The sequence below is a fragment of the Mesorhizobium sp. M1428 genome, from assembly GCF_040317515.1.
In the GTDB taxonomy this organism is placed as follows: Bacteria; Pseudomonadota; Alphaproteobacteria; order Rhizobiales; family Rhizobiaceae; genus Mesorhizobium.
The window spans coordinates 111,918-134,716 of sequence record NZ_JAMYKT010000008.1 but is presented as its reverse complement, the minus strand read 5'-3'; the positions used below and the strand labels follow the sequence as shown (position 1 = coordinate 134,716).

Annotated in this window: 21 protein-coding genes and 2 tRNA genes; 11 read left to right on the top strand and 12 right to left on the bottom strand. The window is 61.8% G+C overall.

All coding sequences use genetic code 11. The annotated features are described in order from the left end of the window. Positions 1–2: 2 nt before the first annotated feature. Complete coding sequence (locus NKG60_RS13935; protein WP_352865697.1) at positions 3–593, bottom strand: hypothetical protein; 591 nt, start codon at positions 591–593, stop codon at positions 3–5. Between the two features lie 347 nt (positions 594–940). Between NKG60_RS13935 and clpP the strand changes: the two genes are divergently transcribed. The 4 genes from clpP (at position 941) to NKG60_RS13915 (ending at position 6,312) form a co-directional block, all read left to right on the top strand. Further along, positions 941–1,570, top strand: coding sequence for an ATP-dependent Clp endopeptidase proteolytic subunit ClpP (gene clpP, locus NKG60_RS13930; protein WP_352516802.1), 630 nt, complete (start codon positions 941–943; stop codon positions 1,568–1,570). A gap of 305 nt (positions 1,571–1,875) precedes the next feature. Further along, the gene (clpX, locus tag NKG60_RS13925) at positions 1,876–3,150 is read left to right on the top strand and encodes an ATP-dependent Clp protease ATP-binding subunit ClpX (RefSeq protein ID WP_006332719.1); all 1,275 of its coding nucleotides are present in this window, start codon (positions 1,876–1,878) and stop codon (positions 3,148–3,150) included. Between the two features lie 281 nt (positions 3,151–3,431). Beyond that, entirely contained in the window at positions 3,432–5,843 is a 2,412-nt protein-coding gene (lon, locus tag NKG60_RS13920) for an endopeptidase La (RefSeq protein WP_352865699.1), read from the top strand. 196 nt (positions 5,844–6,039) lie between these two features. After that, positions 6,040–6,312 carry an HU family DNA-binding protein gene (locus NKG60_RS13915; protein WP_006201846.1) on the top strand — a complete coding sequence of 91 codons (273 nt, stop codon included), beginning with the start codon at positions 6,040–6,042 and terminating at the stop codon, positions 6,310–6,312. Between the two features lie 73 nt (positions 6,313–6,385). Here NKG60_RS13915 and NKG60_RS13910 read toward each other — a convergent pair whose 3' ends face one another. Next, positions 6,386–7,408, bottom strand: a complete 1,023-nt coding sequence (locus NKG60_RS13910) for an aldo/keto reductase (protein WP_352865701.1) — start codon at positions 7,406–7,408, stop codon at positions 6,386–6,388. A gap of 184 nt (positions 7,409–7,592) precedes the next feature. On the opposite strand from NKG60_RS13910, the gene hxlB reads away from it, so the two are divergent. After that, the gene (gene hxlB, locus NKG60_RS13905; protein ID WP_352865704.1) at positions 7,593–8,159 is read left to right on the top strand and encodes a 6-phospho-3-hexuloisomerase; all 567 of its coding nucleotides are present in this window, start codon (positions 7,593–7,595) and stop codon (positions 8,157–8,159) included. Between the two features lie 5 nt (positions 8,160–8,164). Next, positions 8,165–8,908, top strand: coding sequence for a creatininase family protein (locus tag NKG60_RS13900; RefSeq protein WP_352662668.1), 744 nt, complete (start codon positions 8,165–8,167; stop codon positions 8,906–8,908). Between the two features lie 60 nt (positions 8,909–8,968). Here the strand turns inward: NKG60_RS13900 and NKG60_RS13895 are convergent, their stop codons facing one another. The 3 genes from NKG60_RS13895 to NKG60_RS13885 all read right to left on the bottom strand — a co-directional run bounded on the left by NKG60_RS13895 (position 8,969) and on the right by NKG60_RS13885 (position 12,797). Next, positions 8,969–9,886: a carbohydrate ABC transporter permease gene (locus tag NKG60_RS13895; RefSeq protein WP_352865708.1), complete on the bottom strand. Its 918-nt coding sequence runs from the start codon at positions 9,884–9,886 to the stop codon at positions 8,969–8,971. A 26-nt stretch (positions 9,887–9,912) separates the two neighbouring features. Continuing rightward, positions 9,913–11,034, bottom strand: a complete 1,122-nt coding sequence (locus tag NKG60_RS13890) for a carbohydrate ABC transporter permease (protein ID WP_352865711.1) — start codon at positions 11,032–11,034, stop codon at positions 9,913–9,915. 86 nt (positions 11,035–11,120) lie between these two features. Then, complete coding sequence (locus tag NKG60_RS13885) at positions 11,121–12,797, bottom strand: ABC transporter substrate-binding protein (RefSeq protein ID WP_352865714.1); 1,677 nt, start codon at positions 12,795–12,797, stop codon at positions 11,121–11,123. A gap of 294 nt (positions 12,798–13,091) precedes the next feature. Between NKG60_RS13885 and NKG60_RS13880 the strand changes: the two genes are divergently transcribed. Genes NKG60_RS13880 through rbsK form a run of 3 tightly spaced genes read left to right on the top strand, consistent with a single transcriptional unit; the run spans position 13,092 to position 15,576 of the window. Continuing rightward, on the top strand, positions 13,092–14,147 hold the full coding sequence (locus NKG60_RS13880; RefSeq protein ID WP_352865909.1) for an ABC transporter ATP-binding protein: 1,056 nt from the start codon (positions 13,092–13,094) through the stop codon (positions 14,145–14,147). Between the two features lie 30 nt (positions 14,148–14,177). Then, positions 14,178–14,630 carry an RbsD/FucU family protein gene (locus NKG60_RS13875; RefSeq protein WP_352865717.1) on the top strand — a complete coding sequence of 151 codons (453 nt, stop codon included), beginning with the start codon at positions 14,178–14,180 and terminating at the stop codon, positions 14,628–14,630. Between the two features lie 4 nt (positions 14,631–14,634). Next, entirely contained in the window at positions 14,635–15,576 is a 942-nt protein-coding gene (rbsK, locus tag NKG60_RS13870; protein ID WP_352865720.1) for a ribokinase, read from the top strand. Positions 15,577–15,667: 91 nt separating this feature from the next. On the opposite strand, the gene NKG60_RS13865 is transcribed toward rbsK, so the two are convergent. Further along, positions 15,668–15,744, bottom strand: a tRNA-Asp gene (locus tag NKG60_RS13865). Between the two features lie 217 nt (positions 15,745–15,961). On the opposite strand from NKG60_RS13865, the gene NKG60_RS13860 reads away from it, so the two are divergent. Together NKG60_RS13860 and NKG60_RS13855 are read left to right on the top strand one after the other, a co-directional pair. After that, positions 15,962–16,037 (top strand) — tRNA-Val (locus NKG60_RS13860). A 735-nt stretch (positions 16,038–16,772) separates the two neighbouring features. Further along, positions 16,773–17,090: a hypothetical protein gene (locus NKG60_RS13855; RefSeq protein WP_352662653.1), complete on the top strand. Its 318-nt coding sequence runs from the start codon at positions 16,773–16,775 to the stop codon at positions 17,088–17,090. Positions 17,091–17,198: 108 nt separating this feature from the next. Here the strand turns inward: NKG60_RS13855 and NKG60_RS13850 are convergent, their stop codons facing one another. The 6 genes from NKG60_RS13850 to NKG60_RS13825 all read right to left on the bottom strand — a co-directional run bounded on the left by NKG60_RS13850 (position 17,199) and on the right by NKG60_RS13825 (position 22,799). After that, positions 17,199–17,855, bottom strand: coding sequence for a GNAT family N-acetyltransferase (locus NKG60_RS13850; RefSeq protein ID WP_352975001.1), 657 nt, complete (start codon positions 17,853–17,855; stop codon positions 17,199–17,201). Continuing rightward, entirely contained in the window at positions 17,852–18,637 is a 786-nt protein-coding gene (locus NKG60_RS13845; protein ID WP_352865724.1) for an SDR family oxidoreductase, read from the bottom strand. Before NKG60_RS13845 ends, NKG60_RS13850 begins: the two co-directional genes overlap by 4 nt. Beyond that, entirely contained in the window at positions 18,634–19,629 is a 996-nt protein-coding gene (locus NKG60_RS13840; RefSeq protein ID WP_352865726.1) for an ABC transporter permease, read from the bottom strand. The genes NKG60_RS13845 and NKG60_RS13840 overlap by 4 nt, the downstream gene beginning before the upstream one ends. Positions 19,630–19,791: 162 nt before the next feature. Beyond that, positions 19,792–20,832, bottom strand: a complete 1,041-nt coding sequence (locus NKG60_RS13835; RefSeq protein ID WP_352865729.1) for a sugar ABC transporter substrate-binding protein — start codon at positions 20,830–20,832, stop codon at positions 19,792–19,794. 39 nt (positions 20,833–20,871) lie between these two features. After that, the gene (locus NKG60_RS13830) at positions 20,872–21,636 is read right to left on the bottom strand and encodes an ATP-binding cassette domain-containing protein (RefSeq protein ID WP_023717343.1); all 765 of its coding nucleotides are present in this window, start codon (positions 21,634–21,636) and stop codon (positions 20,872–20,874) included. Continuing rightward, complete coding sequence (locus NKG60_RS13825) at positions 21,633–22,799, bottom strand: ROK family transcriptional regulator (RefSeq protein ID WP_352662636.1); 1,167 nt, start codon at positions 22,797–22,799, stop codon at positions 21,633–21,635. Before NKG60_RS13825 ends, NKG60_RS13830 begins: the two co-directional genes overlap by 4 nt.

The following is a 22,799-nucleotide window of genomic DNA, read 5'->3' as shown; positions in this document are numbered from 1 at the left end:
GCCTAGTATCGGCAATGCCTCGGAATATGCACGCGCCGCCAGTTCGACGAGCGCTCCCTGACCACCACACGGCGAGCCACTGTCTGATAGGACGCCGGAATGTCGATTATGCGCCGCTGCTCCGGCCGCACCAGCACCTCTTCGGCGACGCTTTCGTATTCGGCGGGGAGGACAACGCGCCGCCGGCGTTCCGGCTCAACCACGACGATTTCGGCCACGCGTTCATAGCGCGCCCTGTGCCTGACCTTGCACAGCACCTTGCGGCCATGAATGATGCGCCATTCCCAGGAATAGCCGCCGTCATCGACCCTCACGGTGCGGTAGATGGTGCGGGTGATGGCGGGCACGATCTCGTAGCTGACGCGCGCCGGTGCGATCTGCACCACGCGCTCGCGCGTCCCGTAGATTGGCGCCTCGTATTCCACCTGCTGGCCGGCTGGGCTGACGAGCACGTCCTCATAGACCGTGTCGTAGACGGCCGGCCGGTTGACCTGCTCGTAGCATTCGACCGCGCGTCCGCCGGCGGCCGTTGCGGACGCCATGCCGAGAACGGTGATGCCGGTAAGGGCCAAGGAAGCAGCTTTCCTGATCATCGCACTCCCCCTGTTTGAACTGCGTGAGGCGAGTTCAACGTTGGATTGTAGGGCAAGCCGTGACCGGAAAAAGCGGTTTCACTATTTTTCGTTAAGCGATGCGGTTAAGAAACTGCTAAACAACGGCCAGGCATGAGCGCCCCTTCCCACCGCAGGAGAGGGGCTGCCGGGACGGCGACAGGCGAAACTGGTTTGGAAACCTTGATTCGACTTAACCGGATGGCTAGGAGAGGCGGCCTTGCGCTAGGGTGAGCCGGCATCCTATTTACACAATAACGATCCAGAACCGATTCTGCCCGATTGCAAATCTCCGGCGCCGGAATCCCATCCTCAAAAAGGGATAGTCCATGAAGAACCCCGTCGAAACCTACATGAACCTCGTTCCGATGGTGGTCGAACAGACCAATCGCGGCGAGCGGGCCTACGACATTTTCTCGCGGCTCCTCAAGGAGCGCATCATTTTCATCACCGGTCCGGTCGAGGACGGCATGGCGACGCTGGTCTGCGCGCAGCTGCTGTTCCTCGAGGCGGAGAATCCGAAGAAGGAAATCAACCTTTATATCAACTCGCCCGGCGGCGTCGTCACCTCGGGCATGGCGATCTACGATACCATGCAGTTCATCAAGCCTGCCGTGTCGACGCTGTGCATCGGCCAGGCCGCATCGATGGGCTCGCTGCTTCTCACCGCAGGCGAGAAGGGCATGCGCTTTGCCACGCCGAATGCCCGTATCATGGTCCACCAGCCTTCCGGGGGCTTCCAGGGCCAGGCCTCGGACATCGAGCGCCATGCCCAGGACATCATCAAGCTGAAGCGCCGCCTCAACGAGGTTTACGTCAAGCACACCGGCAAGAGCTACGATGAGATTGAAAAAACGCTCGACCGTGACCATTTCATGACTGCCGACGAGGCCAGGGATTTCGGTCTCATCGACAAGGTCATTTCGTCACGTGAGCCGGTCGAAGGTATTGCCTTATAGGCCCGAGGCGCCCCCGCGGTGGCAATGAGTGGCCGGATCACGCGCTTTTGGCGCAGCTTGCGGCATTTCGGCCACAATTGGCTGTTCCCTCGACGGGTGCAATTGCCTACGTTAAGGCTATGTTGATTTTCGACGGCTTAGCTTTGCGTGGGGTTGTTCGAATCATTGCCCCGTTTTCCGATTTGTGTTTCGTACGGAATGCGTTGCGGGGAGCCGGGGCACTGGCGGCAGCGGATTCCCGCGATAGATTGAATATGCGCCCTTTCAACCAGACCATCGGCGGGCGGCCATGAAAGGACAGGAAAATGAGCAAGGTCGGCAACAACAGCGGTGATTCCAAGAACACGCTTTATTGCTCGTTTTGCGGCAAAAGCCAGCACGAAGTGCGCAAGCTGATCGCCGGGCCGACGGTGTTCATCTGCGACGAATGCGTCGAACTGTGCATGGACATCATCCGCGAGGAGAACAAGACCTCGATGGTGAAGTCGCGCGAGGGCGTGCCGACCCCGCAGGAAATCCTCAAGGTTCTCGACGACTACGTCATCGGCCAGCCCTACGCCAAGCGCGTGCTGTCGGTGGCCGTCCACAACCACTACAAGCGCCTCGCCCATGCCGGCAAGAACAACGACGTCGAGCTGGCGAAGTCGAACATCCTGCTGATCGGCCCGACCGGTTGCGGCAAGACGCTGCTGGCGCAGACGCTGGCCCGCATCATCGACGTCCCCTTCACCATGGCCGACGCGACGACGCTAACCGAGGCCGGCTATGTCGGCGAGGATGTCGAGAACATCATCCTGAAGCTGTTGCAGTCGGCCGACTACAACGTCGAGCGCGCCCAGCGCGGCATCGTCTATATCGACGAGATCGATAAGATCTCGCGCAAGTCGGACAACCCCTCGATCACCCGCGACGTGTCGGGCGAGGGCGTGCAGCAGGCACTTTTGAAGATCATGGAAGGCACTGTCGCCTCCGTGCCGCCGCAGGGCGGCAGGAAGCATCCGCAGCAGGAATTCCTGCAGGTCGACACTGCGAACATCCTGTTCATCTGCGGCGGCGCTTTCGCCGGCCTGGACAAGATCATTTCGGATCGCGGCAGGAAGACCTCGATCGGTTTCGGCGCCATCGTCGCTTCGCCCGAGGATCGCCGCACCGGCGATGTTTTCCGCCTGGTCGAGCCTGAGGATCTCTTGAAGTTCGGCCTCATTCCCGAGTTCGTCGGCCGTCTGCCTGTCCTGGCGACGCTGGAGGATCTCGACGAGCCGGCACTGATCCAGATCCTGACCGAGCCGAAGAACGCGCTGGTCAAGCAGTATCAGCGGCTGTTCGAGATGGAGAATGTCGACCTGACCTTCCACGAGAACGCGCTCTCGGCGATCGCCAAGCGCGCCATCGAGCGCAAGACCGGCGCGCGCGGCCTGCGGTCGATCATGGAAGCGATCCTGCTCGACACCATGTTCGAGCTGCCGGCACTGGAAGGCGTGCGCGAAGTGGTTATTTCGGAAGAGGTGGTGTCAGGCAACGCCAGGCCGCTCTACATCTATTCCGAGCAGAAGGAAAAGAAGGGCAACGTCAGCGCCTGACGTGAGCCGGCAATGGATTTTTCTGAAACGGCGCCGCAGGGCGCCGTTTTGCTGTCGCACCCAGCGTACGGCGCCGCGTAATTGGCCGCGGATTGGAGGGACGGACCGTGTTGACCCTTGATCTTTACGCCCTGTGCCTCCAACTAATGGCAGAAGGCCGTGGTGCCGAATTCTGTGCTGTAAAACTCCCGTCACAAACGGTGGTAGGCGGAACGATCCCCGGTCGTTAATATGAGATTCGCGGTTGGCCGATTGGCGGCCGCGACATGAAAGGTTGGACAATGGCCAAATTATCCAAGGCTCCCAGCGACGGCGTCTTCGCAGTCCTCCCACTGCGCGACATCGTGGTGTTCCCGCACATGATCGTTCCGCTCTTTGTCGGGCGTGAAAAGTCGATCAAGGCGCTGGAAGAAGTGATGGGTCAGGAAAAGCAGATCCTGCTCGCGACCCAGATGAATGCCGCCGACGACGATCCGGAGCCCGATGCCATCTTTGACATCGGCACGCTCGCCAACGTGCTGCAATTGCTGAAGCTGCCGGACGGCACCGTGAAGGTGCTGGTCGAAGGTGCCTCGCGCGCGAAAATCGTCGCGTTCACCGACCGTCCCGACTTCCATGAGGCCCGTGCTGCGGCGCTGGTCGAACCGGATGAGGAAGAGGTCGAGGTCGAGGCGCTGGCACGTTCCGTGGTCACCGACTTCGAGAACTACGTCAAGCTGAACAAGAAGATCTCGCCCGAAGTGGTGGGTGCCGCCAGCCAGATCGACGACTATTCCAAGCTCGCCGACACGGTCGCTTCGCATCTTGCCATCAAGATCCCCGAGAAGCAGGAGATGCTCGCCACGCTGTCCGTCAAGGAACGGCTGGAAAAGGCGATGGGCTTCATGGAAGCCGAAATCTCGGTGCTGCAGGTCGAGAAGCGCATCCGCTCGCGCGTCAAGCGCCAGATGGAGAAGACGCAGCGCGAATACTACCTCAACGAGCAGATGAAGGCGATCCAGAAGGAGCTCGGCGAGGGCGAGGACGGCCGCGACGAGGCCGCCGAGATCGAGGCGCGCATCAAGAAGACCAAGCTCTCCAAGGAGGCCCGCGAAAAAGCGGAAGCCGAACTGAAGAAGCTGCGGACGATGTCGCCGATGTCGGCTGAATCGACCGTCGTGCGCAACTATCTCGACTGGCTGCTGTCGATCCCGTGGGGCAGGAACTCCAAGGTCAAGCAGGATCTGGCCTTTGCCCAGAATGTGCTCGATACGGATCATTTCGGCCTCGACAAGGTCAAGGACCGCATCGTCGAATACCTCGCCGTGCAGAGCCGCCAGAAGAAGCTGAAGGGGCCGATCCTGTGCCTCGTCGGACCTCCCGGCGTCGGCAAGACCTCGCTCGGCAAGTCGATCGCCAAGGCGACCGGCCGCGAGTTCATCCGCATGGCGCTGGGCGGCGTGCGTGACGAGGCCGAGATCCGCGGTCACCGCCGCACCTATATCGGCTCGATGCCCGGCAAGGTCATCCAGTCGATGAAGAAGGCGAAGAAATCCAACCCGCTCTTCCTGCTCGACGAGATCGACAAGATGGGCCAGGATTTCCGCGGCGATCCGTCATCGGCTTTGCTCGAGGTGCTCGATCCCGAGCAGAACTCGACGTTCATGGACCATTACCTCGAGGTCGAATACGACCTGTCGAGCGTGATGTTCGTGACGACGGCGAACACGCTGAACATCCCTGCGCCCTTGATGGACCGCATGGAGATCATCCGTATCGCCGGCTACACGGAAGACGAAAAGATCGAGATCGCCAAGCGCCACCTGATGCCCAAGGTGATCCGCGATCACGCGCTGCAGCCGAAGGAGTTTTCCGTCGGCGAGGACGCGATCCGCGGCATCATCCAGACCTACACCCGTGAAGCGGGCGTGCGGAGCCTGGAACGCGAGCTGATGAAGCTCGGCCGCAAGGCGGTGACCGAGATCCTGAAGACGAAGAAGAAGACGATCAACATCACGGCGGACAATCTCGCCGATTACCTTGGTGTTCCGCGCTTCCGCTTCGGCCAGGTCGAGGCCGACGATCAGGTCGGTGTCGTCACCGGACTTGCCTGGACGGAAGTCGGCGGCGAGCTGCTGACGGTCGAAGGCGTCATGATGCCCGGCAAAGGCCGCATGACGGTGACCGGCAATCTGCGCGACGTGATGAAGGAATCGATCTCGGCGGCGGCCTCTTACGTCCGCTCACGGGCCATCGATTTCGGCGTCGAGCCGCCGCTGTTCGACAAGCGCGACATCCACGTCCACGTGCCAGAGGGCGCAACCCCGAAGGACGGACCGTCGGCTGGCGTGGCGATGGCGACGGCGATCGTCTCGGTGCTGACCGGTATCCCGGTCAGGGCCGATGTGGCGATGACCGGCGAGATCACGCTGCGCGGCAGGGTGCTGCCGATCGGCGGCCTTAAGGAAAAGCTGCTTGCCGCACTGCGCGGCGGCATCAAGAAGGTGCTGATCCCGGAAGAGAACGCCAAGGATCTGGCGGAGATTCCGGAAAACGTGAAGAGCGGCATGGAAATCATTCCGGTCTCACGCGTTGGCGAAGTGTTGCGCCATGCGCTGGTGCGCATGCCGGAACCGATCCAGTGGGTCGAGCCCGTTAATGCGCCGGCCGTGGTCGATGTCGGAGACGAGGCTGGTAAATCGCTGGCGCATTAGCGCGTGCTAAAGTTGCAATGCACAAAGAGAGAGCCGGGCCTTGAGCCCGGCTTTTTCATGTGAAGAACCGCGGATTTCCGGGCTTTTTTCGACTTTCTTGGCGCTTTTCGACTTGGTTGCCGGAGCGCTTCTTTCTAAAGTCCGTTTCCTGCCGGATGAGTCGAGTATTCCGGTTTTCTCATGGAAGGGAATTTTTATGAACAAGAACGAACTGGTATCCGCTGTCGCCGATGCCGCGAGTATTTCGAAGGGTGACGCGCAGTCGGCGGTTGATGCGGTGTTTTCCGTCATCACCGGCGAACTGAAAAAGGGCGGCGATGTCCGGCTTGTCGGCTTCGGAAATTTCACCGTGTCAAAACGCGCCGCGTCGACCGGCCGCAATCCGCAGACCGGTGCGGAAGTGAAGATCCCGGCGCGCACCGTGCCGAAGTTCTCGGCCGGCAAGGGCCTCAAGGACGCGGTCAACTAAGCGCCTCCTTAAGTCTTTCAGAGAAAAGAAAAGCCGGCATATCCGGTTTTTCTTTTCTGTTGGAAAAGGCGGCCTATACCGTTGGCGCGTCAGTGCGCATCAAGCCTTCCTTCTTGAGATCGGCCCACAGCGCCGATGGCAGCTTCGCGTCGAGCAGCGAGCGATTGCTTTCGACTTCGCCCGGCCGCTGGCCGCCGGGGATTACCGAGACAACGGAAGGATGCAGCAGCGGGAACTGCAGCGCCGCCTCGATCAGGCGCACGCCGTGGCGCTTGCAGACGGCCTCGATGCGGGTGACGCGGTCGATGATGTCCTGCGGCGCCTCCGAATAGTTGTAGTAGGCGCCGGGCTTCGGCCCGGTTGCCAGGATGCCGGAATTGTAAGGCCCGCCGAGAACGATGCCGATGCCGCGTTGCTGGCATAGCGGCAGGAAAGACTGCAGCGCTTCCTGCTCCAGCAGCGTGTAACGCCCGGCAAGCAGGAACAGATCGAAATCGCCACGCTCGGCCAGCGTCTGGGCAACCTGCCACTCGTTGATGCCGCCGCCGAATGCCTTGATCACGCCCTGATCGCGCAATGCCAGCAATCCGTAGTAGCCGGAGCTCATGAATTCCTGGATGCGCTGGTCCGAGGCTTCCTTGCTGCCATGGGTGAAGATGTCGACATCGTGCACGAAGAGGATGTCGATGCGGTCGACGCCGAGCCGTTCCAGCGAGGCTTCGAAGGAGCGCATGACGCCGTCATAGCTATAGTCGTAGACCTCGCGGCGCGATGGGGTGTCGAAGAACTTGCCGATGCCGGTGCGCTGTTCCGGCGGGCAGGCGCGCATGATGCGCCCGACTTTGCTGGACAGCAGGTAGTCGTCGCGCTTCTTCGAACGCAGGAACGGATTGAGCCGCGTTTCGGCAAGGCCCAGCCCATAGAGCGGCGCGGTGTCGAAGTAGCGGCAGCCGACCCGCCATGCCGCCTCCAGGGTGGCATTGGCATCCGCATCGGAAACGGCGCGGTAGAGATTGCCGAGCGGCGCGGTGCCGAAGCCGAGCTCGGTGAAGGTGATGCCGCCATTGCCAATGCGGTCGAAATGCCGTGTCTTCATATGCTGTCGTTTCCTCATTTGCGATTTGCCGTGACACTATCACGGCTGTGGCGCATCAAAAGCACTGCGTATCGTTGGACACCGATTTTCGCGGTGATAGCATGAATGAAAACAAGCCGTTCGGGGCAGATGTGACTGAGATATTCAAGTGGTTCTACAGCACCTGCAAGCTGGTGCAAATGTCATGACGGACGTCGGCGAAAACCTGTTTGGGATTGCGCTGAACGAGCTTGGCACCGTGCTGGAGCGTATCGACGCAAGCCGCATCGACGCGGCTTGCGCCATCCTGGCCGGTGCGAAAAAGATCGTCACCTATGGCTGCGGCCGCGAGGCGCTGCAGGTCCAGGGTTTTGCCATGCGGCTCTACCATCTCGGTCTGCCGGTGTTCGTCGTCGGCGACATGACCACGCCGCCGCTGGGCGCGGGCGATGTCTTCCTCTGCAGTTCCGGCCCGGGCGAGACCTCGACCGTGCTGACCTTGATGCAGGTCGCACGCGATGCCGGTGCAGCCGTCCTGCTGCTCACCGCGCAAGCCGACAGCACTGCCGCGAAGCTGGCCGACTTCACACTGCTTATTCCTGCTCAGACCATGGCCGACGACCAGGGTCCCGAAAAGACATCCGTCCTGCCGATGGGCTCGGTTTTCGAAGGCGCGCTGTTCGTCCTCTTCGAAGTGATGGTGCTGAAGCTCAGGGATCTGACCGGCGTCTCGCCGGAAGCGATGCGCGCCCGCCACACCAATATGGAGTAGGTGTCATGCGCTACGAATTGATGCTGCCGCACCAGATCCGCAAGGCGATCGCCGAGAACCGGCCGGTCGTGTTGCCGCTCGGTGTGCTCGAATATCATGGCGAGCACATGGCCGTCGGAATGGACACGCTGGCGGTGGTCAAGAGCCTGGAACTGTTCGAAAAAGAAGCCGAGATCGTCATTCTGCCGCCCTTCTATTACGGCGCGGCGAGCTATGCGGTGGCGGCGCCGGAAGGTAGTGGTTCGGTGCAGGTCGGCGGCAATGTGCTGGCGCCATTTGCGGAAGAATTGTTCTATAGCCTGCTGCGCATCGGCTTCCGCAACATCCATGCCATCATTCACCACCAGACCGAAAATTTTGCCGCCGGCATGCCAACCGATCTCGCCTTCAAGGCCGCCGGCCGGCAGGCGATCTTCCGCTTCCTGGAGAAAGAACGCGGCGAAGGCTGGTGGGGCTCTGCGGCGATGGCCGACTATTATGCCGAGCACGCCGAGGGCAGCAATTTCTTCAACTGGGTGCAGGTGCATCCGCTGATGCCGGCTTCAATGCACAGCCAGTACCCGTTCGACCATGCCGGCACCGGCGAGACGTCGCTGATGCTGGCGTTGTGCCCGGAAGCGGTGGATGCCGGCCGCTTCGCCGACAACACCGGCTGGTACACGGCAAGTGCGCCCGAAGCCTCGGCGGAATTGGGGCAAAAAGGGGTTGCCATGATCCTCGAGCATTTGCGGGCAACACTTTCGGGTTAGCGCGGTTTTCCCTTCTCCCCTTGTTGTGCCTTGTTGTGGGAGAAGGGAAGGCTGGCGCAATTACTTCACCGCGCCCGCAGTCATGCCCATGATCAGGTAACGCTCGAGCGCGATGCCGATGACGGCGAGCGGTGTGATGGCGGCGGTGGCAAGCGCTGCCATCGACCACCAGTTGATGCCTTGTGAGCCGGTCTGGCTCGCCACCATGACAGGAATGGTCTTGGCGTCGGTCGAGGTCAGAAGCGCGGCGAAGAAATACTCGTTCCAGCACAGCACCATCGCCAGGATGAAGGCGGCGACCATGCCCGGCAGCGCGATCGGCATGACGATGCGGAAGAACGCGCCCCAGATCGACAGGCCGTCGACGAGGGCTGCTTCCTCAAGCTCGACGGGAATGGAATTGAACTGGTCGCGCATGATCCAGATGACGATCGGCAGCACCATCAGCGTATAGAGCAGGATCAGCCCGACGCGCGTGTCGAGCATGCCGACTTCCCGGTAAAGCACGAGAAAGGGCAGCGCCAACACGACCGGCGGCAGGATCAGCTGCGACAGGAAGAAGAACGAGATGTCCTCGTTCTTGAACCAGGCGAAATGGTAGCGATAGCGGGTAAGTCCGTAGGCGGCGAGGCTGCCGATGACGATGGCGAGGCTCGATGCGCCGACCGAGGTGATCACCGAATTCATGAAGCGCTTGAGGAATTCCTCGCGCACCGTCGAGGTCTGGAAGATCGAGTCCGGTGAAAGGCCGAGCGAGCGCCAGCCTTTCCAATCCGGCTGGAAATCGACGAACGGGATCAAATGACCTTGAGTGACATCGACCGCGGTCTTGAACGAGGTGGTTATCGTCCAATAGATCGGGAACAGGCAGATGAATGCCCAGAAGGCGAGCGCGCCGTAGATGAAGACGCGACTGGCGACGAAGCTCGCCGGCGAGCGGATCTCCGAGGCGACATATTCGGTGGTCTGGACGCTCATCTTGTTTCAATTCACCCGATCTTGCTTCAATTGACATTGCGCACGAAGCGGTTGGCAAATTTCAACAGCCACGTGACGAACACAACGATGATGACCAGATAGGCCATCGCCAGCATAGTGCCGTAGCCGACATTCGAGCGGTCGCGATACTCGCGATAGATGAAGCTCGACACGGAATCTGTCGCACCGCCCGGACCGCCGGACGTCACCGTGATGATGATGTCGGCAAGCTTCAGCTTGAAGATGATGCGCAGGATCACCGCCGTCACCGACACCGGCAGCATCAGCGGGAAAGTGACCTGCCAGAAGGTCTGCCAGGCGTTGGCGCCGTCGACCCGCGCGGCTTCGAGCACCTCGCGCGACATCGCCTGCAGCCCGGCCAGCAGCATGATCATCATGAACGGGATGAAGGTCCACGCGTCGAGCACCATGATCGAGATGCGGGCAGTGATCGGGTTGGAGAAGAAGGCCGGGTTTTCCCAGCCGAGATGCCGCGCCAGCGTCGCGGCCGGTCCGAAGCGGTACTCCATCAGCGATTTGCCGATCATCCACGACACCGCGACGGGTGACAGCATCAAGGGCAAGAGGAAGACAACGCGGAAGAATTTTCGCGCCCGGATCTGCGCGTTGAGCAACAACGCCAAGCCAAAGGCAATGATATATTCGACCGACACCGCCAGCACATAGAGCGCCATGTTGAACAGCGCGTTGCGGTAGTAGGGATCGCCCAGCATCTGCCAGAAATTGGCGAGCCCGTTGAACGTGCGGCCGCTGAAGGAACTGAGGTTCCAGTCGGTGAGCGCGATGTAGACACCGAACAGGGTCGGGAAGATCACCATGGCGATGGTGAACAGCAGCGCCGGCAGCAGGAACAGGGCACGCTGGCCGTCCTCGCCGCGCGTCAGCACCTGGCCGGCGCCAATCGCCAGGCCCCACAGAACATAGGCATAGACGACGGGCCGCCAGGTCTCGAAGCCGATGGTGTCGGCTTCGGTCTTGTACAGGATCTCCAGCGCGATTACCGCCAGCAAGCCAAGCGTCGCAACGGCCATCAGCCCCCAGCCGAGCCGTTTGCGGCGAGGGGAAATCAGATCGGAAGGGACGGCATCCGCCGGCCACGGGTTTACGGTCGAAGTCTGGTCAGCCACAAATTTCGCCCGTTTGAAGGCTCATCGAGGAGCCGGAGCTGTCTGGTGTGGTCCGGCGTTGCCGCCGGACCACGGTTTCACATAGCCTACATGCCGAGCGAGGCCTTGTAGAGCTTGATCTGGTTGTCGCGGCCGATCTGGTCGGTCAGCTTCTCCCAGGCCGCCGCAATGGCATCGGCGCCTTCCTGTGCCTTCATCTTGCCGGCGAAGGTGTTGGCCAAAATATCCTCGGCGGCGCTGTAGTATTGGAAGATGCCGGGGATGCGTGGCTCGATCGCCGCGTTCGGATGGTTGTAGCTGTCGGATTCCGACTTGAGGTACGAGGTGATGAACGCCTCGTCGTAGCCGGCCGCCACCCACTCCGGAATATCGAAATGGCTGTTGCGGTAAGGCTGGAAGCCCGACGGATACGCCGCGCACCACAGTGACAGGTCCTTGCCGCCGAGATGGGCGGCGGCGGACCAGGCTGCCTTCTTCTTCTTCTCGTCGCTGTCGACGCGGGCCATGACATAGACGCCCCAGCCGAGATAGGCGCAGTTTGGCGCATAGTTCGGGCCGCTGGCGAGCTTGTCCCACTTGCCGGTCTTGGAATTATAGACATCGTCCGAGCCCGGCAGGATCGAGAAGCCTGTGACGTCGCCGACGACCGAGGAGTCGTTAGTCTTCGCATTCGAGCCAGCGTCTCCCCACCAAGCCAGCATCGAACCAGTGCCGCCCAGGAATTGGGAGAAACAGGTCTGGTTCGGGTCGGCATTGATTTGATCCTGCGGTTCGAAGGGCAGCGCGTCGATCACGTCCTGGATCGCCCGCACCCAAGCCGGGTTGTTGACGCGCGGCTTCATCGTATCGGCGTCGAACAGCCATGCCTTGTCATCAGGGTGCTTAGCATAAGCACTGGCACGGCTGCCGAGGAAGTAGAAGCCGAATCCACCCCATGCCTTGGGCGCGTCGAGGTAGCCGTAGACGTCCTGGCCCTTCATCTGCTTGCCCTTGAGGAACTTGGTCACGGCCTGCACCTGCTGCCAGGTCTTCGGCACGCCCCATTCCGTCAGGCCTACCTTGTCGCCGCTATCGGCTTTCCAGGCTGCTGCCAGATCAGAGTCGGAGAACACGTCGGTGCGGTAGTTGAAGTTGTGCGCGTCTCCGTCGACGGTCACGCGATACTGCTTGCCGTTCCAGGTGCCGACCGGCGGCTTCAGATAGGCCACCAGATCGTCCATATCGATCTGCTTCCTTACCCAGTCGGGCATCTCGGAAGTGAGGCCCTTGCCGCAGACATCGCCTTCGAAAGGAGCGCCCATCTCGACGATATCAAAGTCGATTGTGTTCGTGGCGATAGCCTGCTGCAGGCGCGGATTGTAGTCCGCCTGTGCAAGGTCGATCCAGTTGATCTTGGCGCCGGTATAGGCCTCCCACGGCTTCAGGAAGCCGCGGAAAAGCACATTGTGCAGGTTCTGGTTGTTGAGGCCCATGAAGGAGAGCTCGACGCCGGCGAATTCGTCTTCCTTAACGTTGGCCTTGGTGGCTTCGAGGCAAAGCTCGCCGACCTTCTGGAAGTCGGCATCGGTCGGCTGACCTTTGCCGACGCCAGGGATCTGCAGGATCTTGGTGCGCAGCTCGCTGGCAGCCGAAGCCGGCCGCGTCAGTGCGCCGAGGCCGGCGCCGGATGCCGCGGCGATCGCGGCCATGCTGGCCGCCCCCTTCAGCACGTCGCGGCGGGTGGCCCCGGCGCGGACAAGTTGGTTATAAAGGCTGATTTTCATCTCGTTCCTCCCAGAAGGTCAATTGTGAATAGGTTCAGATGGTGGAGCGCCGATTATGTTCCCCAACGACAGCGACTCCCGTAAATAGCGGCCCGAATTCTCCCTCCCGCGACGCTTGGCATTCAGTGCCGGACAAGCGTACCGGTGCGCCCGGAACAGGGTCATAAGCCGGGCAGTTGTCACTATTCGCACAACGAAGTGCGGTGTCAACGTGAATGGGTTTTTCATCTATAAGAGACTGACTTGCCCTCGCCGTTTGCGTTGTTTAGCTTCACGGCAAATGAAGGGGGAATGATGGCTCAAGTCGCGATCCGCAATGTGGCCAAGGCGTTCGGAACCGTCAAGGTTCTGCACGATGTCAGCGTCGACATCGCCGACGGGCAGTTCGTGGTGCTGGTCGGGCCTTCCGGCTGCGGCAAGTCCACGCTGCTGAGGATGGTGGCCGGGCTGGAAACCGTTTCCGGCGGCACCATCGCCATCGGCGAGCGCGTCGTCAACCATCTGCCGCCGGCCAAGCGCGACATCGCCATGGTGTTCCAGAACTACGCGCTCTATCCGCACAAGACGGTCGAGCAGAACATGGCCTTTGCTCTCAAGCTGCGCAAAACCGACCCGGCGGTGGTCACTGAGCGGGTCAAGCGCGCCGCCGACATCCTCGACCTCAACCCCTACCTCAAGCGCTATCCGCGCCAGCTTTCCGGCGGCCAGCGTCAGCGTGTCGCCATGGGCCGCGCCATCGTGCGCAACCCGCAGGTGTTCCTCTTCGACGAGCCGCTCTCCAATCTCGACGCCAAGCTGCGTGTCCAGATGCGCACCGAGATCAAGGAACTGCACCAACGACTGAAGACCACCACCATCTACGTCACCCACGACCAGATCGAGGCCATGACTATGGCCGACAAGATCGTGGTGATGCGCGACGGTCGCATCGAACAGGTCGGCGCGCCGCTGGAATTGTTCGACCGGCCGACCAACCTGTTTGTCGCTGGCTTCATCGGCTCGCCCTCGATGAACCTGCTCAAGGGCGTCGTGCGCAAGGGCGACAAGCCCGTCGTCGAGATCGCCGGGACGCCGTTCCCGATTGCGGCGACTGCCGTCGAGGATGGCCGTAATGTCGTCTACGGCGTGCGGCCCGAGCATCTCGAAATCCATCCCGATGGTGTTCCGGCGAAGATTTCGGTGGTCGAGCCGACCGGTTCCGAGACTTTGGTGTTCCTGCGCTTCGGCGAGGGCGAGATGGTGGCGCTGTTCCGTGAGCGCCACGACTTCAAGCCGGGCGACACACTGCACCTGAAACCGCGGCTCGACCAGGTTCATCTCTTCGACGCAGAGACCGGCAAACGTCTCTGATTCGCCCCAGCAAACTTCGCGAGGAATGCCATGCTCAAAGGAATCAATCCGCTGCTCAATGCCGATGTGCTGCAGGCGCTGCGGGCGATGGGCCACGGTGACGATCTGATTATCGCCGACACCAATTTCCCGTCCGATTCGGTGGCGCGCCAGACTGTGCTTGGCCGGCTGCTGCGCATCGATGCGTCGGCGGCCGACGTGGTCAAGGCGGTGCTTTCGCTCTATCCGCTGGACACCTTCGTCGACGACGCGGCCGCGCGCATGGAGATCGTCGGCAAGCCGGACGAAATCCCTGCCGTGCAGCAGGAAGTGCAAAAAGAGATCGGTGCCGCCGAGGGCAAGGCCTGGCCGATGATCTCGGTCGAGCGCTACGCCTTCTACGAACGCGCCAAGAAGGCCTATTGCGTCATCCAGACCGGCGAGCGCCGCTTCTATGGCTGTTTTGCCTTCCGCAAGGGCGTCGTGCCACCGGATGCGGAGTAGCGGCATGCCGGGAAGACCGATCGTCATGAAGCCTATTGTCATATTGGGCGTCTTCGTCGCCGACACCGCCTACCGCGCCGCCCGCCAGCCGCGGATGGGCGAGACGATCCTGGGCACGTCTTTTACGCTCGGCCCTGGCGGCAAGGGCTCGAACCAGGCGGTGGCGGCCGGCCGGCTCGGCGCCGACATCACCTTCCTGACCCGCCTCGGCGTCGATCCTTTCGCTGAGATGGCGAGGCAGACCTGGTCGCATGCCGGCGTGAAGAGCGCCGTCATCGACACGCCGGAAAGCTACACCGGTGCCGCCTATATCTTCATCGAGGAGACCAGCGGCAACAACGCCATCATCGTCAGCCCCGGCGCGGCCATGCTGATCTCGCCCGCCGATATCGAGGCAAATGCCGGCCTGATCCGCGCGGCCGGCGTCTTCGTCACCCAACTCGAACAGCCGATCGAGGCGGCGCTGCGGGCGCTGGAGGTCGCGCGCGGGGCGGGAGTGTCCACCATCCTGAACCCGGCGCCGGCGGCCAAGCTTCCGGACCGGATCTACACGCTTTGCGACTATGTCACGCCGAACGAGACCGAGGCCGAGGAGTTGACCGGCATCAAGGTGTCCTCCATCGACGATGCCCGCCGTGCTGCCGACAGTTTGCTGGAGAAAGGCGTTGGCGCGGTCATTGTGACGCTTGGCGAAAAAGGTGCGCTGCTGCACACGGCCCATCGTTCCGAACATGTCGCAGCGGTCGCCGCCGGCCCGGTTGTCGAGACCACCGGCGCGGGCGACGCCTTCAATGGCGGCCTGGCTGCGGCGCTGTCGAGGGGGATCGAACCCCTGCAGGCTGTGCGCTTCGCCTGCGCCGTCGCCGGCATCTCGGTGACGCGCCCGGGCACCGCGCCGTCTATGCCGACGCTGCAGGAAGTCGAGGCGTTGCTCGCCAAGGTGTGAGGTCTTGTGGATTACTTCACGAACGACGATGGTTTTGACAAATCAACGTCGACATTTCTCCGACACCAAGGGCCGTGGCCCGAAGGAGAAATGGCGCGAGTGACGGGGCTCGAACCCGCGACCTCCGGCGTGACAGGCCGGCACTCTAACCAACTGAGCTACACCCGCGCATGGACGAGCACGTGTCAGCCGTGTTCGTCGTTGGGGCGGTGGATAAGGGGTAAGCCAGCGGGTGTCAAGCGGACCCGGACAGCATAACAGCAAACAGCAGAAGGTTTTTTGACAAGCCGAACTTTGTTGCCGAAACCCGCCCCCGGCCAAGCCACTGGCCGCTCATTTGGCCTTGCGAAGCCGGTCCTAACTGCTTAAAGGTCCGGCCCGGAGCGGGCGATTAGCTCAGTTGGTAGAGCGCTTCGTTTACACCGAAGATGTCGGCGGTTCGAGCCCGTCATCGCCCACCATTTTCCTCGATGTGTTTATCCAGGCATTGTCTTTTTGCGATGTCCGGTTCACACAGCCTGCACTGTCGGAGATTCGTCCAACTGGCGGTTGGTAGACGCAACTATCTGGCATCCCTTATCATTTTTCCTGATCGCCCACCGTCGAAAAGACGCGGCGGGCTTCTTCGTTGCCCAGGCATTGCTCTTCGCGATAATTTCGGCATGGTTTGGAGGTCGGAGCGTGAAAGAATTCCCTCGGAAGCCCGACGATAACCAAGTAGCACGTGCTCGTCAGGCCACTGAACACGGAACCGCGCTGATTGAGGAACTTCGCTACACGATCGCCATATCGCGCCGGCTGATCGAGGCGTCACATTCACTCCTGAAGAGGTCGCAGAGCCAAGGCAGGCGTCTCGAGAGTGATGGTATCGAGATTGGCTAACAAGCACGTGGTTTGTCGATGCTAACGTCCCTCGTAGAGCACACGGACCCTGGATACTGAGCCGCCCGGCAAACAGGCCAGCGATCAATGCAACCAATGGTTTCGTCTTTGTTGCGGTAACTTCGCTCCCAAACGCTTCACGGTCCGGGGTAGGGCGCATAGGTACTAGGACTTTGGTCTGATCAATCGGTCTTTCCCGTTGGGACCTAAGTCTGATCTGCTGCCTCCTTAGGTGGCAAACGATTGCCGAAAGCTAAAACTTGCAGTAATTCTAGAGATCACAAACAAAAACTAAACCTTACTTGCGTATGGGCATGGGCGGGAGCGAAAATATTCCTGGATGGCTTACGAGTCATCTTCCGAATGATCCTGTGATCGCAGGAGATCTCGCGGATAAGATATCGAAGGAGGCTGAAAAAATACAGCTTCCAGGCGAACGGGTTTTGACAACCCGGAGCGAAGAAGACACCTTTAAGAAGGAAAAAGTTGAACCGTATCGCCGCGCCACGGTTGCGGGAATCTTTGCCAGGGGGTCATTCCTAGCGTTATTGGTGCTAACCATTTATCTGCTTTATGTGTTCTCCATCGTGGCCGGGGAAACGGTCGCGGATGTTCCTCTGCCCCCACACTGAACTGTTAGACGCTCCGCCAAGACTCCGATTGGCCCGCACCGTGTTGATGTTGCGATCCTTTGATGTCCGTGGATGTCGTGTGCGGCTTGTGCGATTGCCCGCCGCGGCTCAGCCTGCAGCTTCCGCCGTATTCGCAAGCCGTTTTCCGACGTAGACGCATTGCTTCGCTGGTTCCGGATCCTGCAGCACCTCGAAGCCGATTGCCTTGTAGAACTTCAACGCATCATTATTCTCCGGCATGACTTCGAGGTGGACGCCGGTCGAGCCGCTCGCGGCAAGGCGCTGCTCGAGGAAGGCCATCGCGCGCCTGCCGATGCCTTTCCCGCGCGCCTGCGGCAACAGGTCGATATGACCATGCGACGGATAGGCCGCCAGCGCAGGCGGAACAGCGAAATCGGGATGATGGACCCGGTGCCGCGCCCAATCGCTGCCGCGCCAGCGTGAGCTGTCGGGACCCGGGTCGGCGACGCGCCGCTGCAGGTCCGGATACCAGTCTGACGCCAGGCTGGCATTGAAAGCGGCTGTGTCGGCGGCGCCAAGCAGATAGCCGGCCGCACCTGCGGGACTATCGATAATGAAGGCCAGCTCGGGTTCGAGCACCTGGTAGGGAATGGTGTAGAGCAGGCCGAGCAGTTCCGGGTCGTCCTCGCGGCTGCTGGCGTCCTTGCCGGCATCGCCGGTCTTAAGACAGATCATTGCAAGTGCTGGATGATCGGCGGCGGTCGCCCGGCGCAGGAAGAAACCGCCGCCGAAATCGAGGATCATGGCGGCAGCAGCCGGAAGTCCTTGCCCTCGGGCAGAAGCTGCCCGCCATCGACGATGATGGTCGTGCCGGTGATGTAACTGGCATCGTCAGAGGCCAGGAACAGGAAGGCATTGGCCACGTCGCGAGGGCTGCCGAGACGGCCGAGTGGGATGGCGTCTTCCATGTTCTTGATGAAGGCCGCACCGCGGTGCTGCTCTATGCCTTCGGTGAGGATGTTGCCGGGCTCGACGCCGTTGACTGTAATGCCGTAGCCCGAGAATTCGAGCGCAGCCGAACGGATCAGCCCATTGATGCCGGCCTTGGTCGCAGAATAATGGCCGTGGCCGGGGCTGGTGACATGCGGGCCGGTGATCGAGGAGGTGAATAGCATGCGGCCAAAATGCTGTGCCTTCATCGGCACCAGCGCGGCGCGAGCAGCGATGAAGCTGCCGCGCAAATTTACCGCCATGACCCGGTCCCAGTCGTCGGGACTGGTGTTTTCCAGCAATTGCCAGGGATAGATGCCGGCATTCTGCACCATGATGTCGAGCCGGCCGTGACGGTCGAGCGCCAGTGCGACGGCGGCTTCCGCATCGGCCATCTGCGAGATGTCGGTGCGAATGAAGTGGGCGCCGACCTCATCTGCCGTTGCGTGTCCGGCTTCGGTCTCGGTATCGGCCAGCACCAGCTTCGCGCCTTCCTCGGCAAAGCGCTGCGCGATCGCCTTGCCAATGCCGCGGGCAGCACCGATGACCAGCGCCACCTTGCCAAAAAGTCTCCCGGTTTGCGGTAGGCTGCTCATGCGAGCCTCTGGCGGATGGTTTGCTTGAATGCGTCAAGCAGCACGGCGGCGAGCACAAGCAGGCCGTGGATCACTTGGGTGAAGTTGGCCGGCAGGCCCATCAAATTGATCGCCGTGTTGATGGCCGAGAGCAGCAGCACGCCGGCATAGACGCCGGGCAAGGTGCCGACGCCGCCTTTCAGGCTGACGCCGCCGATGACGACTGCGGCGAAAGCATTGAACAACAGGCCGACGCCGAGATTGGCGGTTGCGCCGGAGGTGCGGATCGCCAGCAGCCAACCGGCAAGGCCGGCGATGGTGCCGGCGAGAACGAAGGCTATGACCAGATTGCGGTTGACGCGGATGCCGGCGCGAAAGGTCGCCGTCTCGTTGCCGCCTATCATGACCAGGTGCCGGCCGAAGGGCGTCTTGGCCATGATCAGCGAAAATACCACGAAACACGCAATGGCGATCCAGGCCGTCAGCGGCAGGCCACCCAGGCGCTGGATGCCGAACCAGCGGATTGCCGGCGCAAGATCCTGTGCGGAGCGGCCTCCCGAAATAACCAGCACGAGGCCGCGCACCCAGATGTAGGACGCCAGCGTGATGATGAAAGCACTCATCCTCACCTTGACGACCAGATAGCCGTTGATGACGCCGATGATGCCGCCGACGGCAAGCGCGATGAGCAGCGAAACCGGAACCATGAGCCATTGCGGCTGCAACTGGATGCCAAGGCCGATGCCCGACGAGCAGAACAGGATGCCGACCGCCATGGCGCTGAGCGCCGCCACCGATTCGACCGACAGGTCCATGTGACCGGCGATGATGACCAGCGCCAGGCCGATCGACATCACGCCGAGCACGCTCGACGCCTCGATGATGTTGGCGAAGATGCCGAGCTGAAAATAGTTCGGGATGAGGATGGAAAAGACCACCAGCACGAAGACCAGCATGAACCAGACGAGATTGTCGAGGATGAACTCGAGGGTTTGGCGCGTGCGGGGGTTCATCTCAGGATCCGGTTGGCGCCGACCGCGAAAAACCACTCGGTTTTCGGAAAGATCAGGCGCGGTTGAAAATTGCTGCAACGTTCCCGTGCGCGTCCGTTCGAACGCACCAGGGCTGCAGGGCTGGCTCCGGGCCTGTGTGGCCCGGAGCTTCTGGCGAGTTCGCTATTCGACCGGCTTTATGGTTTCGGTCGGCGGCTTCATGTTGCCCCAGAAGGCCGGGTTATCGACATTTTCCTTGGTGATCGCAGCGCCGGGGATCTTGATGTTCGGGCCCCACGCTTCCTTGGTCAGGGTCGATTTCAGGCCAAGCACATCATATTCGCCTGGCTTGATCTCCTGCTTGTTGACCACCTTGTCCATGAACATCGCGACCGCCGCGGCCTGGGCGTAGAGCGGCTGCTCGACTTCGACATTGAGCCAGCCCTTGCGGATCAGGTCGAGGCCGACCGGAGCGCCGTTCGAGCTCATCAGCATGACGTCGCCCGGTTTCTTGCCGGCGGCCTCGAGCGAGGCGACGGCAGCGACCGAAAGATGCGCGGCATGGCTGAAGATCAGGTCGATGTCGGGGTTGGCGAGCATCTGGTCGGCAACGATGGTGCCGGCGTTACTGGCCTCCCATTGCATGGCCGGGAGCGAGATGATCTTGACATCCGGGAAGGCCTTCATCTTCTCCTCGAAACCCTTCTGGATGTCGAGCGTGTAGGGGTCGCCCGGATCGCCGAGCACCTGCAGGATCTTGCCCTTCACCGAGCCGTTCTTCGCGGTCAGGAGCTTTTGCGCCTGATCGGCGGCGACGTAGCCGATTTCGACGGTTCCGGCCACCGAGGTGAAGTCGGACGGGGTCGAGGTGATCTGGCGGTCGAACTCGACGACCGGGATGCCGGCGGCACGGGCCGCCTCGACCGACGGTTTCAGCGCATTGAAATCGACGGCGGCAAGAATGATCGCCGCCGGCTTCAGCGCGATGACGTCGTTCATCTGTGATTGCTGCGCGTCGGTCTTGTTGTCGGCGTTCAGCGTCTTCATCTCGTAGCCGACCTGCTTCAGGAACAGTTCCAGCGCGCTCACCGAACCGGTCTGGAACTCATCGAGCAATGTCGGCACCATGTAGTAGACGGTGCCCTTCGACTGAGCGAATGCCGGCGTGAGCGTGGCAAAGGCCAGTGCCAGGATACCGAAGACGGAAAGAAATATTTTCTTCATGTCGTTCGCTCCTCTTGCGCCGGACCCCTCATTTGTCCCTCAGCTCGCCGGTCCGGCACCGGCGAGCGTCTCTCCGGTGATCATGTTGATCACCGCGTCGGGACTTGTTTTGTTGCGTGCGACATCGCCAGCCACGACGCCCTGCCGGATCACCACGATCCGGTCGGCGACCTGGAAGGCCTGCTGCATGATATGGGTGATGATGACGACACCGATGCCCTGGCTCGCCACCTGACGGATCATGTCGAGGCCGCGCCGCGTCTGCTCGACGCCGAGCGCCGCGAACGGCTCGTCGAGAAGCACCAGCTTGCCGCCGAAATGCACGAACCGGTTGAGCTCGATGGCCTGCCGCTGGCCGCCGGAAAGGTGCTCGACATTGGTGCGAAGCGAGGGAATGCGGGTGCCGGCGCTGGCCAGCGCCTTTTGTACCACCTGCTCCATGGCGCGCTCGTCGAGCACCGGAATGCCGAGAACCTTTCTGGTGATCTCGCGGCCCATGAAGAAATTGGCGACCACGTCGACATTGGTGCAAAGCGACAGGTCCTGGTAGACGGTCTCGATCCCCGCAGCCTTGGCCTCGGCGGGGGATTTGGCGAGGAATTCCTTGCCTTCGAACAGCATGCGGCCGGAGGTCGGCTCGAGGCCGCCGGCAATGATCTTGACCAGCGTCGATTTGCCGGCGCCGTTGTCACCCAGAAGCGCCACCACTTCGCCCTTGCCGATCGAAAAGCTGATGCCTTTCAGCGCTTCGATGGCACCGTAATTCTTGGCAACGTTATCGAGCACCAGCAGCGGTTCGCTCATGCCGCGATCCCCTTGTTGTGCAGGAGATCTCGCCCGCGTTCGCGCTCGGCGGTGAAGATCTGGCCGAAGCGTGGCGAAAGCACTCCTGAGACGGCAAGCGCGGCGGCGCCGCGCAACACCGCATGCTGGCCGCCCCGCGCGACGCTGACGCGGGGCGTCGTGCGGTCGCTTCGCGCCGAGACCGAATTGGGCAGGTGCGCGGCCGCGCCGGCAAGCCTCTCGAGCAGATCTGTGGACGCCAGCCCGCCGAGGATGATGGTTTCGGGGTCGAACAGATTTTCGATGATGGTGACGGCGTTGCGGAAGATCGGCGCGATCTCGCTCACCCAGTCGGCGTCGGCGATGTTGCGGCGCCGCAGCGCCTCGAGCGAGAGATACCGTTCGAGGCAGCCGCGATTGCCGCACGGGCAGGGCTCGCCGCCCGGCACTGCGGGAATGTGGCCGATCTCGCCGGCATTTCCCCAGGCGCCGCGCAATGCGGCCCCGTCATGCACCATGACGCCGCCGAGACCGACGCCGAAATAGAGATAGTAGTACTCGGAATATGCCGTGCCGAGGCCATAAAGGCGCTCGCCGATCGCAGCCGCCGCCATGTCGGTTTCGAAAAAGGCCGGCAGCCCGGTCGAGGCGGCCAGCCGCTCGCGCAGTGCCACATCTTTCCAGCCGGTCATAGTGGTCGGTCCGACAAAGCTCATGGACTCCACGCCGAACGGGCCGGGCAGCGCCATGCCGATGCCGAGAACGCGGCCACCGGGCCGCAAGACGGTCAATTCGAGCACCATGGCACCGATCAGCTCGAAAGCGTGGTCGGGCGTTGCATTTGGGGCTTCGCGGTAGGTGCTCTCGATGACATCGCCGCTGAGGTTGATCAGCGCGGCATTGATGCCCAGTGGGGTGACGTGGATGCCGACGGCATAGCCGCCTTCCGGATTGATGCGCAGCGTTGCCGGCGGCAGTCCGCGCCCCTTGGGCTCTTCGCGCAGCGACAGCACGTAACCGTGTTCTTCCAACTCGCGAACGATGGTCGACACCGTCTGCACCGTGAGCCCGACCCGCCTGGCAATGTCGCCACGGGCGATCGGGCCATGAAGGCGGATCGATTCGAGCACGATGCGCCGGTTATACGGCCGCCCGAACTCCTGATTGGTCCCCCGCAGTGCCAT

What these genes read in the sequence shown, in the direction of transcription:
- NKG60_RS13915 (WP_006201846.1), top strand. Translation starts at nt 6,040, where the DNA reads ATGAACAAGAACGAACTGGTATCCGCTGTCGCCGATGCCGCGAGTATT.
- NKG60_RS13830 (WP_023717343.1), bottom strand. Translation starts at nt 21,636, where the DNA reads ATGAGCGAACCGCTGCTGGTGCTCGATAACGTTGCCAAGAATTACGGT.
- rbsK (WP_352865720.1), top strand. Translation starts at nt 14,635, where the DNA reads ATGCCGGGAAGACCGATCGTCATGAAGCCTATTGTCATATTGGGCGTC.
- NKG60_RS13895 (WP_352865708.1), bottom strand. Translation starts at nt 9,886, where the DNA reads ATGAGCGTCCAGACCACCGAATATGTCGCCTCGGAGATCCGCTCGCCG.
- clpP (WP_352516802.1), top strand. Translation starts at nt 941, where the DNA reads ATGAAGAACCCCGTCGAAACCTACATGAACCTCGTTCCGATGGTGGTC.
- NKG60_RS13840 (WP_352865726.1), bottom strand. Translation starts at nt 19,629, where the DNA reads ATGAACCCCCGCACGCGCCAAACCCTCGAGTTCATCCTCGACAATCTC.
- NKG60_RS13825 (WP_352662636.1), bottom strand. Translation starts at nt 22,799, where the DNA reads ATGGCACTGCGGGGGACCAATCAGGAGTTCGGGCGGCCGTATAACCGG.
- NKG60_RS13855 (WP_352662653.1), top strand. Translation starts at nt 16,773, where the DNA reads ATGGGCGGGAGCGAAAATATTCCTGGATGGCTTACGAGTCATCTTCCG.
- NKG60_RS13885 (WP_352865714.1), bottom strand. Translation starts at nt 12,797, where the DNA reads ATGAAAATCAGCCTTTATAACCAACTTGTCCGCGCCGGGGCCACCCGC.
- NKG60_RS13850 (WP_352975001.1), bottom strand. Translation starts at nt 17,855, where the DNA reads ATGATCCTCGATTTCGGCGGCGGTTTCTTCCTGCGCCGGGCGACCGCC.
- NKG60_RS13935 (WP_352865697.1), bottom strand. Translation starts at nt 593, where the DNA reads ATGATCAGGAAAGCTGCTTCCTTGGCCCTTACCGGCATCACCGTTCTC.
- clpX (WP_006332719.1), top strand. Translation starts at nt 1,876, where the DNA reads ATGAGCAAGGTCGGCAACAACAGCGGTGATTCCAAGAACACGCTTTAT.
- NKG60_RS13875 (WP_352865717.1), top strand. Translation starts at nt 14,178, where the DNA reads ATGCTCAAAGGAATCAATCCGCTGCTCAATGCCGATGTGCTGCAGGCG.
- NKG60_RS13900 (WP_352662668.1), top strand. Translation starts at nt 8,165, where the DNA reads ATGCGCTACGAATTGATGCTGCCGCACCAGATCCGCAAGGCGATCGCC.
- NKG60_RS13880 (WP_352865909.1), top strand. Translation starts at nt 13,092, where the DNA reads ATGGCTCAAGTCGCGATCCGCAATGTGGCCAAGGCGTTCGGAACCGTC.
- NKG60_RS13835 (WP_352865729.1), bottom strand. Translation starts at nt 20,832, where the DNA reads ATGAAGAAAATATTTCTTTCCGTCTTCGGTATCCTGGCACTGGCCTTT.
- hxlB (WP_352865704.1), top strand. Translation starts at nt 7,593, where the DNA reads ATGACGGACGTCGGCGAAAACCTGTTTGGGATTGCGCTGAACGAGCTT.
- lon (WP_352865699.1), top strand. Translation starts at nt 3,432, where the DNA reads ATGGCCAAATTATCCAAGGCTCCCAGCGACGGCGTCTTCGCAGTCCTC.
- NKG60_RS13845 (WP_352865724.1), bottom strand. Translation starts at nt 18,637, where the DNA reads ATGAGCAGCCTACCGCAAACCGGGAGACTTTTTGGCAAGGTGGCGCTG.
- NKG60_RS13910 (WP_352865701.1), bottom strand. Translation starts at nt 7,408, where the DNA reads ATGAAGACACGGCATTTCGACCGCATTGGCAATGGCGGCATCACCTTC.